Here is an 11295-nt window from a genome sequence, read left to right on the forward strand (position 1 = left end):
TTTATGGCATTTATCACATCGCTTTATTAGAAAGATTCTGTCACACACCGTCTGCGTTGTTTTGAATAAGAAGCTTGGCCATTCGCCAATTCAACTCGAAAAACTCATTTTAAGTTGAGATTGGCGTCCTAAATGTAATGTCCTATCGAAAGCTCTTGCTTCTAATCGAGGCTTTATGGTCGTCCTGGGTAGAAGCATTGTTGCGGCAGGAGACACATCAACTTGTGGTTCAAAATTTCTGAAAACTTCTGATTTGGCTGTTATGAATAATGGTATTGTCTCAAGTCAAATTGATCAATTAATATCAGATACAGCTACTAAATACATTGAAGAAAAAGAAGAAAAGATCATTAATAATATTTATTGGAGTTATGGAGATAACCTTATTCTTCTAAAAAGAAAATCTAGATTTTTTGATGACTTGAATTTGCATATAGAAACTTCAGGTTATGCACGAGGAGATACTATTGATATAGAAATAAAACCAGAATCTTCTGAGATCAACTCATTTCATCCATTTACGATTTCACTTGATATTGATACTGAAGGTAAGGGAGTACTTAAAAATATTTTTAAAGGAAAAACTATAATAATTGATACGGAATATTAAATATGGTGAGTATAACTGCAAGGGCTGGTGGTCGGTCTTCGACCATACAAGCAAAAAGACCTTTATTTTCCGAATTATGGAAATATTATCCGGTAAAAATGTCAGCAAGTGATGTGTATTCTATGGTGGGAGGTCAAGCTATGGCTTTATATCAAGAAAATCCTACAGGATACGCAAATGCTTGTGCTTTAAGATTAAGTAGATCTTTCAACTACGGCGGAATGCCAATTAAACAGTCAACCAGAGGTTATAAAGTCAGAGGCGCTGATCATAAACCTTATTTACTTAGGGTTCGCGAGATGATCAGCTTTGTTGAACAAAATTTAGGAACTGCAGATCTCTCCTTCAAGCCTCAAAATAACCAGGATTTATCATCACAATTAAAAGGGAAAAAAGGAATTATTATTTTTAAAGTCTCTGGTTGGGGAGATGCTTCTGGACATGTCACTTTATGGAATGGAAATGATTGTGGAGATAGTTGCTACTTTATTCATGATACACCGAGCCTAAGAACCACAGATATTCTGTTTTGGAATTTAAGATAATGAAAATAATTGCTGTACTTTTTAGTTGTCTAGTGATAAGTGCATGTTATGCAAAAGACTTAATTCCATCCATATCAAATGCGGATGAGCTCAATATCAAAAATTTTGGCTTTAGTTATTGTCTGACGAGGGCTCAGGATCAATCCCTCAGTTCTGAGGCTGCTCTAGCGATGGGCGGGTATTTCCAACAGGGTGCATATGAAGAACCCGCGTATAAAAATTTGAAAGAATATATAAACCAATCTATGAAAGCAAAAACTGAGGTATATAAAAATCAAGCAAGGCCAGCCATATTAATGAGCTGTTTAGAGCTGTATAACTCGACAGAATATAATGAAATGGTTAAACAACAGCATCACTATCTTATCCGATAGTTATTTTTAACTTAGACTTGAGAAGATAAGTACATTCTCAAGCGTATAATGTCTAGCTCTGCTGCGCCAAAAATTTCTTAATCGCCACCTGCGCAATCTCAGCGTCCTTAAATGATTTCACACCTGATACACCCATTGCACCCACCAGTTGCCCTTGATACAGAATCGGTTCGCCACCTTCCAGCATTCCCGAGAAACTTTCCATAGTCAGAAAGCCCATCTGCCCGCCTTTGATAATATCTTCAAACAGCTTGGATGGACGACGACTCATCGCCGAGCATCTGGCTTTTTCAATGGCCAGATTTGCAGTCATCGGTGCTGCACCATCCATACGTTTCATCGCAAGCAAATTGCCCGTTTCATCGACTACGGCAATACTGACATTGAAGCTGTTCTGAATTGCGTATTGATGGGCGTGATCCAATAGAAATTCCGCATCACTTAGAGTCAAATAGTGTTTGGTTTGCATGAATGAATATCCATAATTTTAGCATTTAATCTCCCCTAACCCTGAGCCAGATATGGCACAAGGAAAAGAGGGGAAATTTATTATTTGTACAGATAAAATTCCCTCCTTTGAAAAGGTGAAAAGCACCGCTTCGCAAGAGGGAGGATTTTAAAAAAATTAAAATTTAAGCGTTCATCTCAGCAAAAGTCTCGATCGCAGCCTGAATGGTAAATTCAATATCTTCATCTCTGTGTGCAGCCGAGAAGAAGCCAGCTTCGAATGCAGAAGGTGCTAAATTCACCCCCCGATTCAACATGCCATGGAAAAATTTACGAAAAGCATCGATATCACATTTCAACATCGAATCAAAGCTGGTGATGTCTTCCTGATCGGTGAAGTACAGACCAAACATCCCACCGACCTGTTGGGTTTTAAAGGGTACGCCTGCCTCGTCTGCTGCTGCTTGTAAACCTGCAAGAAGTTTTGACAACTGCGCAGATAGGTTTTCATAGAAACCTTCAGCACGAAGATGCTTGAACATCTCAATCCCGGCACGCATTGCCAATGGATTACCCGACAATGTTCCTGCTTGATACACTTTACCCAGTGGCGCAATGCATTCCATCACTTCACGTTTACCGCCAAAGGCACCGACTGGCAGACCTGCACCAATAATTTTACCCAATGTGGTTAAATCCGGAGTTACGCCATAATGTGCCTGCGCACCGCCTAAGCCAACACGGAAACCGGTCATCACTTCATCGATGATAAAGACTGAACCATGCTCATCACAAACATCACGAATCGCTTGCAGAAAACCGTCAATTGGTTTCACCAGATTCATGTTGCCAGCTACAGGCTCCACAATCACGCCGGCAATTTCAGCACCAAACTTGGCAAAGCATTCTTTTAAAGTCGCAATGTCATTGTATGGAAGCGTGATGGTATGCTTGGCAAAATCAGCTGGAACACCCGCAGACGTTGCTTCGCCCTCACCTTTAGTTAACAAGCCCGAACCTGCTTTTACAAGAAGCGAGTCTGAGTGACCGTGATAACAACCTTCAAATTTTACAATCTTGTCACGGCCGGTATAACCGCGCGCTAAACGAATCGCTGTCATGGTGGCTTCCGTGCCCGAGTTGGTCATACGTACCAATTCAATCGACGGCATGATCTCGCAAATAATATCGGCAAGCGTGGTTTCATGAACTGTTGGCGCACCAAAGCTTAAACCATCTACTGCGGCCTGTTGAACGGCTTGAATAATTGCAGGATGGGCGTGACCCAGAATCATCGGTCCCCATGAACCGACATAGTCCACATAACGTTTTCCGTCTACATCATACAAATATGCGCCTTGGGCTTTTTCGATAAAGACCGGTGTACCACCGACGCCGTTAAATGCGCGTACAGGTGAGTTGACGCCACCCGGAATATGTTTATTGGCTTGTTTGAACAATTGTTCTTGCTTTGGAGATAAGCTCATGAAGGCACTCGACTCAAAATTAAATCAATCAAAAAATTTTATGCTGTAGCTTGAAAAAGCGCAGACCATTCATCTAAACGTTCAGGAATGGCATTCATCGGTAAGCCCAATATATCACTAATCACGGCGCAATAATCCGCACCCGACTCAATGACTTCTTTGGAATTTTCAACCGTTAAACCGCCAATGGCACATAAAGGCACGTTCAATTTCTCTTTGGCCAGTTTTAAGGTTTCCAAGCCAATATTACCGGCTTCAGGTTTACTGTCGGTGGCATAGATGGCACCAAATGCCACATAGTTTGCACCATCGGTAATGGCCTGTTCAGCCAGCTCAAGCGAGTTATTACAGCTACGACCAATCAAGACATTTTTCGGCAAGCGTGCAACTGCCTCGACAATAGACCCGTCATCCTGACCCAAATGCACACCCACCCCGTATTTAACGGCCATTTCAAGATCATCATTAATCACAAAAAGCACACCATATTCAGCACACATGGCTTTCATATACTCGATTTCGTAAATTTGATCTTGTTTGGCGACTTTTTTACGGCGATATTGCAATACTGCAATGCCGCCATTGGCCATTGCGCCTTCCAGTTTTGCCAATAAAAGTTCTACGGGATCATCATTGGTAATTAAATATAAACCGCGCATCTTGCTCGCCACTTGCTAGGATGGCTCTATTATAGGCATAACTCGGTTTAATTGCCGCAGTCCTGCTGTTTCCGCGACCGGGTAGCAACAGATTTGCAGTTTTTTAGCGCAATTTTCCAGTTAAATCTAAAATATCACCATTTTCAGGGATATACCGACTATAAAATATGGGTTTTAATCGCTTTATAACAAAAATAATAAAGTGTTAATGCTTACGCCCTCCGACAAACGCTTTTAGGATTTTGCAGATAACTTGGTGGAGAAGTTGCAAAATTCTAAGAGCGGTTTTTTTTACCTTTAAATTTTCAATATTGTTAAGCCTCTTTAAGATTAAACTCAAAAAGATTAAAAAATACCCAATTTCAGGGATGGCCCAATTAGCGCGAAAAGACTTAAATAGCGTTAGACACAGAAAATAACCAGAAAAATAACCAGAAAAATAAATACCTGTGTTGGTGACACCCGATCCTTTCTAGTTTTGAATAATACGTTTGTGGGGAGACGTTTCAAAGCTAGAAAGGATCATTTTCTTTATGTATGATCCGCATGACTTGTTCTATAAATATTTACGCAATAATGGCAACGAAGTCAGTAAATTTATTTAAAAAATAGAGACATAAAAAAAGCCCGGAGAAGGTCGCTCCAGGCTTGGAAAACTGTTTTATTCAGTAAACTATAACTTTTGATCAAATTCCATCAAACTGAATAAGCAATAACACAATTAATAGAATAATAAATGGCGACTTGCAAGTCTTTTATCGAAAGATCATGTTCCCTAGCCACACAATCCGATGAAAGTTACCTGATTTTAACTTGAAATCTTATCGTATTTGCGATCAAGCAGACTGAGACGACCACGCAGGACATCCGCAAACATACGCCAGTCCGAAATAAAGCTATACACCGGCTGTTTAAAACTGGCCGGTTTATTGCGTTCAAAGATAAAATGGCCAATCCAGGCACAGGCATAGCCTGAAAGCAAACCATAAGCAAAATATCGCGGTTTGCCTTGACGAATGGCTTGAGTAAAACAATATAGGCCGATACTGCTACCTGCAACATGTAAACGGCGACTGACCATATGCCGGTGTTCGGTCAAATAAAAGTGGTAAAACTCATGATAATTGCCAATCGGCATCTGGGGTTGATGCGCGACCATCTGGGTATTCTCTGGCTGTACTTGTACATTCATTTCTCATCGTCCTGATGTTTTCTTTTACCTTAGCGTATATTTTGGCCAATTAACAGTCTCTTGATTTGCTCGAATATTCTTAGATATTTTCCAAGCAAAGCCGCAATTCCTCTCGCTTTGCAACCCTATTAACAGCTCAAAGCCAATATTTAAATTCCTGTTCAATATTTTTATATGCAGGTCAAGTCTTACATGCATTTTGATTTTGGTTACAATCTGCCACGCATACATCTAAAAATATAATTGCGGCGATTGCCCGCCGAATTTTCAGCATCTCATTAAAGCGAAAAATATCAGTACATGCTGGCGTGTACTAAACAGATAGGAAAATCATTATGGTTGAAGTTGAACTCAAGTTCCAGATTCCTGCGGCACGACGCACTGCGCTGCTCAAGGCACTTGATCCGAAAAAGTCTCAACAGATCCAGCTTCAAGCCAAATATTATGATACTGCCGACCGTCAATTGGCCCAGCACGGGGTAGCACTACGTCAGCGTCTGGAAGGTACGCGCTGGGTGCAAACCCTGAAAGCTGCCGGTAAAAGCCATATTGAACGCTTTGAACATAATCATGATCTGGGGGAATTAACTGAATCTCCTGAACTGGATTTAAGTATTTATACCCAGTCCTCAGAAGCACAGGCGATTCTGAGCCATGCGCTCGGCAATCAGTCTAATCAGCTACAACTGCAATTCGAAACCGATATTGCCCGCACCTTGCGTGTAATTGAATACCAAGACACACAAATCGAAGTCAGTCTGGATATTGGGCAGATCCGTACCCGAAATGCTGAACAAGAGGTACATGAAGTCGAGTTTGAGCTAAAAAGTGGGTTGATACACAATTTATTGGCATTCAGTTTTGAATGGGTCAAGAAATATCAGCTCTGGCTCGATGTACGCAGCAAGGCAGAAATTGGTAATTTATTGGCCACCTCACAACGCGTGAGCCCGGCCACCTTCGCCAAAGAGTTCCAGATCAGTAAAAAAGACAGCGCTGGTAAAACCCTATGCAGTCTGATTGCGCAGCAGATGCAACATTTATTGCCAAATATCGCCGCGATTTCAGCTCAGGTTGCACAGCAGGAACATATTCAGCAGGCTCAACTGGCACTGGATCAGCTATATCTCACTTTGCTGCTGTTTAAAGACTGGCATCCGCAGCTTTCGGACAAATGGGCACATCAAATGGCTGCCTTTAAGCAGCAGTTCGAGCATTTACAACATTTGCAGCATATGCAAAACAGCTTGGCCAGCTTCCTGCAAAATCCGACCACTGCGGAAAATCTGAGTAAAGATATTCTGTATGCTCAGGAAAAACTGGGCAATCTAGTCAAATCAACGCAAAATGTGCATCATTATCTGGAGTTATTGACTTTTAGTTTAACTGAAGATGAACATGCTGCTCTGGATTTAAAAACTGCTGCACAAACCACGCTGCAACAACAGTATAAAGTGCTGCAAGAACAGATGAACCAGACTGAAATTAACAATTTTGAAAGTCTGGATCAATTGGCAAGCCGGATTCAGGAACTCAAATTCAGCTTCCCGATTTTAACCACAATCTATGACGTCAAAAACTTGCAGAAGTACAGCAAAGCGCTGAATGATGCACAACTTGCAGCCGGTGAATATCAAACCTTGGCCTCTTCGGCAGTGTATATTCAGCAAACTGAACTGGAAGCGAGTGACTGGTTTGTATTAGGCTGGCTGACTGCTAAACAGGAAGTCTATGCCCAGAAACTGCTTGAGGCGACAGAACAGTTCCTGGTGAGCCGTAAATTCCTCAAATAAATATCTTTAAGAACATTTCAAAGCACGCTCCCTCTACGGCGTGCTTTTTTTGTTGCAGAAGCACGTCACACTGTGGCTAATCTTTGAGCTATATTGATCTGTATAACCTACATCGAGAAGGAATGACCCGATGGCAGAAATAGAGCTTAAATTCCAGATTCCGTCACAGTCACGTGCACAATTTGAACAGGACTTCCAGAAGCTTCAGCCGACTCGGCATCGTTTATGTGCGCGCTACTTCGATACTGAAGCACAACAACTCCAACAAAATCAAATCGCCTTGCGACAACGTCTAGAAGACCAGCAATGGATTCAAACCCTGAAAGCACCTACTGAGCAGCAATTTGAACGTTTTGAACTTGAACATACATTAAAAAGCCCACCTGAAAGCTGTGATTTTCAGTTATATCGCAAACACAAACCGGCAAAAAAAATCCTGAAACAGGCGCTTGGCGATTTGGATATACCGCTTATTCTGCAATTTGAAACAGATGTCGCGCGTTATGTGCTGACCGAAACACATCAAAATAGCCAGATTGAGATTGCCTTTGATGTAGGGGAAATTCGCCATAAGGATCAAGCCATTGATATTTATGAAGTCGAATTTGAGCTAAAATCCGGTCAATTGAGCGAATTGATTGATTTCATTCGGCCATGGATTCAACGTTATGATTTATGGCTGGATACGCGGAGTAAATCGGAACGCGGTTATGCCCTATTACAGGGTGAAGAAAGTCTGCCTGTGCAGCATCAGCTGCCATTAGAACTTGAGCAGAAAGATCAGATTGCTACTATTTTAAAGAAAATCGTAGCCAACTGTCTGGCTCATCTTTTTCCGAATGCAACTGCGATTGCCGCTGATCATTATAACAGCGATCATGTGCATCAGGCACGTGTCGCGATCCGGCGCTTACGCAGTGCCTTTAAAATTTTTCAGTCTGTGACTGAACATGTACAGCCAGAATGGCCGGAACAGCTGCGAGATATTTTTCAGCAACTGGGTTCTACCCGAGATCGCGATGCCCTTGCAGAAAGTCTGATTCCGCAACTGGAAAAAGCCGGCTCACCCTTATTAAAATTACCACCACACCGACAAAAACAGCCAGATATTAGCGCGCTGTTCAGACAAACAGCTACAGTGGACTTGATACTGCAACTACTCAGCTTTAGTCAGGAAAAAACGCATAGCAAAGCCAAATCTTCGCATAAAATTTTGTGTAAAGGTTTGAGCAAGTTACATCAGCAAATTTGTCAGGATACCGAAAACTATCAGGAACTGGATATTGAATCGCGGCATCGCACCCGTAAACGGGTGAAACGCTTGCGCTATAACGTAGAATTTTTACAGAGTTTATTTCCTGAAAAGGATGTGAAAACTTATCTGAAAGCCCTAAAACCCTTACAGGAAAGCTTGGGGCATTATAACGACCTGTTTGTGGCAGACGAACTGTTTAGACCGTATGTCAAGCAAAATAGCAAAGCCTGGTTTGTGCTGGGTTGGATAAGCGCGGAACAGCAGCGTTTGTCGAGTGAAGCAGCCGAGCGTTTACAGCAGTTTGCTGAAAATACCAAACCCTTCTGGTAAAACCGGGCTAGCGATATTTACCAAACACTTTCCAGGTATTATTATCGGCCAGAGGGTCATTATAACTATCACTGCGTTGCTTACGTGGTTTATCACGGGCATCGATCAGCTCAAAATGTGGCTCGACACTCAGCACGATACCATTCACATAAAAACGGGTGCGTGTATATTCACTTTGACCATGCTGAAACACATAAGTACGTAAGTCTACAAATTCGCGGTGTGCCACCAAAGCCGCGGTATCGTCACTGTCGAGCCAGTGTCGCATGGCTGCGATCTGTTCGGGTTCAAACTGCCCGCATTTTTCAATCAGGCTGGCCACACCACGAAAAGTTTTAGATTCTTTAGCCCGGGTTTTATTTAGCCTGATTCGGTCAACATGAAAATAAAACAGCGGCAAGTTTAAATGACTGGGAAGATGGATAGCATCTAGGGTTTCATCGTCCATGAAAGGTTGGAACAGATCCTGCGCCCTTTCAATCAGACCAAGCCACTGGGTGTAATATTCTTCGACCTGCGATTTGGTTCCATAATAAATCGGCAGACCTTCGACATTGGCCAGATTTGCCGGTGGCCAGATATTCTGGCGCAATAAGGCAATATCACTTTTCAGACTTTGTACCGCAATCGCATCCTGCATGGCATTCACTTTTATATGCTTAGGCTATTTTTAGATTAAGGCAAAGGTTTAGTTTCTGCAAGGCTTTGCCTATAATTAGCCATTAAGATTTTATGATGGTCAGGAAAAATTCATGGTTCAAAAGATTGAAGCAACCGATGTAACCGAAGAAGAAGCGTTAAATGCGGCATTCTTTGAACGTGCTGATGAATTTATTCAACAAGCCAACGAGTTTTGTCGTGTAGAAAAAGGCTCGCAGGAAAAACCGAGTGATAAGCGCGGTCAAGTCAGTGCAGCCATGTTATTTGGTACTGCCCGTTTCAATACCTGGGTGGCAGCGAATAACTTTAAAGATGGCAACGAAATGCGCGATGCCAAAGATCAGGTGATGTCTTATATTATGCAGCAATTCCAAATGATGCTGGAAGATAACTATGATGAATACTGTGAACAGTTCGAAAACTATTTGCGTTTCCGTCACAATGAAGAGTTTCATGCCAACAAGCATAACCATGATCACAAGCACGATCATTGATTAAAATATGAAAAGCCCTACGGGGCTTTTTTTATTTGTCGTCATTTATCATATTGACTTTGAAACGATTTTTGTCCTATATAAGTTGAATAATAAATAAACGAAAACAAGGCATAGCATGCAGCAACTTCCCTTCCCGATCATTGACCCACATATTCACCAATGGGATCCGTACAACACCCCACACGCGGCAGCATTTGCCGTAAAACTGTTTGGCAAATATCCTAAATTACTGGACAAAATGGTGCGGCTGCTCAAACCTAAAGATGTGATTGAGACCATTGGCCTGACCGAGCATCTGACCGCCCCTTATCTGCCTGCGAACTACAACAAAGATCTAGGGCATTATGAAGTCGAACAAATTGTGCATGTTGAAGCCAGCTGGCATGATCAGAAAGGTACAGGCGTGGTGGATGAAACCCGTTTTGTGGCCGGACTTCCTTTTGATCAGCATAATATCCAGCTCGGTGGCATTGTCGCTACGGCGGATCCGCGGCAGAAAAACTTTAAACAGTTGATTGAATTGCATCAGGAAGCTTCTCCCAAATTTCGCGGGATTCGTAAAATGGCTGCGGTACATCCAGACAAAGGGATTCATGCCTGGACCGATGAGCCACATCTCTACCGTAATAAAAACTTCCTGAAAGGATTTGAGGAACTGGCCAAGCAAGACTTAAGTTTTGATGCCTGGGTCTATTCGAGCCAGATTGCGGATGTGACTGCACTGGCCAAAGCCTTTCCTAAAACACCCATCGCACTAGATCACCTCGGTACGCCTGCCGGCTTATTTGGCAAGGTGGGCAAAGCTACAGGCAAGACCGAACAAGATCGTGCCCAGATATTTTCAAGTTGGCAAGATCAACTGGCTGAACTGTCCGAGTGCAGAAATGTATCGACTAAAATGTCTGGCCTGTTTATGCCCGTTCTAGGTCATGATTTTCATCAGCAGAAACGGCTGGCAACTAAACAGGAATTATTGGAACGTGCAGCTCCCCTGATTCAGCATGCCTTAGATTGCTTTGGTTCTGAACGCCTGATGTTTGCCTCCAACTTTCCAATGGACAGTGTCAGCAGCTCACTCGTGAATATCATTGATGCTTTTAGCGATATTGTTCAGGACTATGATGAAAACGCGTTAAAGCCGATCTTTTATGAGAATGCGAAAGCATTTTATAAATTATAAGAAGCGTCTGGATTTTTAAAGAAAGAAGGAAAATACATATGCTCTGGGAGGAAATAATCGCGAGTCCCCGATCAGATAGGCTTTTCTATACTTGCTGAGCAATCTTTTCTAGTTTAATCCCATCATATTATTACCAACATATTATTCACCTTCCCTTTAATAAAGATATCGCTGTTGGAGCAATATTAGTATCAGCTGGGATTTTCCTGTTTCTTTTTGCCACTTTCTGGTGGAGCTTACCCAGTGTTGTGCTATCTGGCGTTTTA

At 42.2% G+C, this 11295-nt stretch carries 12 protein-coding genes and 1 pseudogene; 8 read left to right on the forward strand and 5 right to left on the reverse strand.

The window, feature by feature from the left end; translation table 11 throughout:
* From FTV29_RS11545 to FTV29_RS11560, 4 genes and pseudogenes are all read left to right on the forward strand, one after another.
* Positions 1-118: pseudogene (locus FTV29_RS11545) on the forward strand (IS982 family transposase); the annotation flags it as partial.
* 57 nt (positions 119-175) lie between these two features.
* Complete coding sequence (locus tag FTV29_RS11550; RefSeq protein WP_257224513.1) at positions 176-610, forward strand: PAAR domain-containing protein; 435 nt, start codon at positions 176-178, stop codon at positions 608-610.
* A gap of 2 nt (positions 611-612) precedes the next feature.
* Positions 613-1155 (forward strand): type VI secretion system amidase effector protein Tae4, encoded by a 543-nt coding sequence (locus FTV29_RS11555; protein WP_005171502.1) that lies wholly within the window; start codon positions 613-615, stop codon positions 1153-1155.
* The gene (locus FTV29_RS11560; protein ID WP_005171505.1) at positions 1155-1529 is read left to right on the forward strand and encodes a hypothetical protein; all 375 of its coding nucleotides are present in this window, start codon (positions 1155-1157) and stop codon (positions 1527-1529) included. Before FTV29_RS11555 ends, FTV29_RS11560 begins: the two co-directional genes overlap by 1 nt.
* Positions 1530-1581: 52 nt before the next feature.
* Here the strand turns inward: FTV29_RS11560 and FTV29_RS11565 are convergent, their stop codons facing one another.
* From FTV29_RS11565 to FTV29_RS11580, 4 genes are all read right to left on the reverse strand, one after another.
* Positions 1582-1998, reverse strand: a complete 417-nt coding sequence (locus FTV29_RS11565; RefSeq protein ID WP_180075524.1) for a heme-binding protein — start codon at positions 1996-1998, stop codon at positions 1582-1584.
* Between the two features lie 163 nt (positions 1999-2161).
* A complete protein-coding gene (gene hemL / locus FTV29_RS11570) occupies positions 2162-3463 on the reverse strand; it encodes a glutamate-1-semialdehyde 2,1-aminomutase (protein WP_180075525.1) in 1302 nt (433 codons plus the stop codon).
* A 38-nt stretch (positions 3464-3501) separates the two neighbouring features.
* The gene (thiE, locus tag FTV29_RS11575; RefSeq protein ID WP_180075526.1) at positions 3502-4122 is read right to left on the reverse strand and encodes a thiamine phosphate synthase; all 621 of its coding nucleotides are present in this window, start codon (positions 4120-4122) and stop codon (positions 3502-3504) included.
* Between the two features lie 808 nt (positions 4123-4930).
* Positions 4931-5314 (reverse strand): DUF962 domain-containing protein, encoded by a 384-nt coding sequence (locus tag FTV29_RS11580; RefSeq protein WP_180075527.1) that lies wholly within the window; start codon positions 5312-5314, stop codon positions 4931-4933.
* A 335-nt stretch (positions 5315-5649) separates the two neighbouring features.
* Between FTV29_RS11580 and FTV29_RS11585 the strand changes: the two genes are divergently transcribed.
* Positions 5650-7107: a CYTH domain-containing protein gene (locus tag FTV29_RS11585; RefSeq protein WP_180075528.1), complete on the forward strand. Its 1458-nt coding sequence runs from the start codon at positions 5650-5652 to the stop codon at positions 7105-7107.
* A gap of 130 nt (positions 7108-7237) precedes the next feature.
* Complete coding sequence (locus FTV29_RS11590) at positions 7238-8692, forward strand: CYTH and CHAD domain-containing protein (protein WP_180075529.1); 1455 nt, start codon at positions 7238-7240, stop codon at positions 8690-8692.
* 7 nt (positions 8693-8699) lie between these two features.
* On the opposite strand, the gene FTV29_RS11595 is transcribed toward FTV29_RS11590, so the two are convergent.
* On the reverse strand, positions 8700-9332 hold the full coding sequence (locus FTV29_RS11595) for a hypothetical protein (protein WP_005096604.1): 633 nt from the start codon (positions 9330-9332) through the stop codon (positions 8700-8702).
* A 112-nt stretch (positions 9333-9444) separates the two neighbouring features.
* On the opposite strand from FTV29_RS11595, the gene FTV29_RS11600 reads away from it, so the two are divergent.
* Positions 9445-9846: a DUF3144 domain-containing protein gene (locus FTV29_RS11600; RefSeq protein WP_005096603.1), complete on the forward strand. Its 402-nt coding sequence runs from the start codon at positions 9445-9447 to the stop codon at positions 9844-9846.
* A 118-nt stretch (positions 9847-9964) separates the two neighbouring features.
* Positions 9965-11029 (forward strand): amidohydrolase, encoded by a 1065-nt coding sequence (locus FTV29_RS11605; protein WP_180075530.1) that lies wholly within the window; start codon positions 9965-9967, stop codon positions 11027-11029.
* The last annotated feature ends 266 nt before the right edge of the window (positions 11030-11295 follow it).

The organism is Acinetobacter sp. YH12254, assembly GCF_013417415.1.
GTDB classification, from domain to species: Bacteria; Pseudomonadota; Gammaproteobacteria; order Pseudomonadales; family Moraxellaceae; genus Acinetobacter; species Acinetobacter pseudolwoffii.

Excerpts from the sequence above, each read along its gene's own strand:
- FTV29_RS11585 (WP_180075528.1), top strand. The coding sequence starts at position 5,650 with ATGGTTGAAGTTGAACTCAAGTTCCAGATTCCTGCGGCACGACGCACT.
- FTV29_RS11590 (WP_180075529.1), top strand. The coding sequence starts at position 7,238 with ATGGCAGAAATAGAGCTTAAATTCCAGATTCCGTCACAGTCACGTGCA.
- FTV29_RS11595 (WP_005096604.1), bottom strand. The coding sequence starts at position 9,332 with ATGCAGGATGCGATTGCGGTACAAAGTCTGAAAAGTGATATTGCCTTA.
- FTV29_RS11550 (WP_257224513.1), top strand. The coding sequence starts at position 176 with ATGGTCGTCCTGGGTAGAAGCATTGTTGCGGCAGGAGACACATCAACT.
- FTV29_RS11555 (WP_005171502.1), top strand. The coding sequence starts at position 613 with ATGGTGAGTATAACTGCAAGGGCTGGTGGTCGGTCTTCGACCATACAA.
- FTV29_RS11605 (WP_180075530.1), top strand. The coding sequence starts at position 9,965 with ATGCAGCAACTTCCCTTCCCGATCATTGACCCACATATTCACCAATGG.
- hemL (WP_180075525.1), bottom strand. The coding sequence starts at position 3,463 with ATGAGCTTATCTCCAAAGCAAGAACAATTGTTCAAACAAGCCAATAAA.
- FTV29_RS11560 (WP_005171505.1), top strand. The coding sequence starts at position 1,155 with ATGAAAATAATTGCTGTACTTTTTAGTTGTCTAGTGATAAGTGCATGT.
- FTV29_RS11580 (WP_180075527.1), bottom strand. The coding sequence starts at position 5,314 with ATGAATGTACAAGTACAGCCAGAGAATACCCAGATGGTCGCGCATCAA.
- FTV29_RS11565 (WP_180075524.1), bottom strand. The coding sequence starts at position 1,998 with ATGCAAACCAAACACTATTTGACTCTAAGTGATGCGGAATTTCTATTG.
- FTV29_RS11600 (WP_005096603.1), top strand. The coding sequence starts at position 9,445 with ATGGTTCAAAAGATTGAAGCAACCGATGTAACCGAAGAAGAAGCGTTA.
- thiE (WP_180075526.1), bottom strand. The coding sequence starts at position 4,122 with ATGCGCGGTTTATATTTAATTACCAATGATGATCCCGTAGAACTTTTA.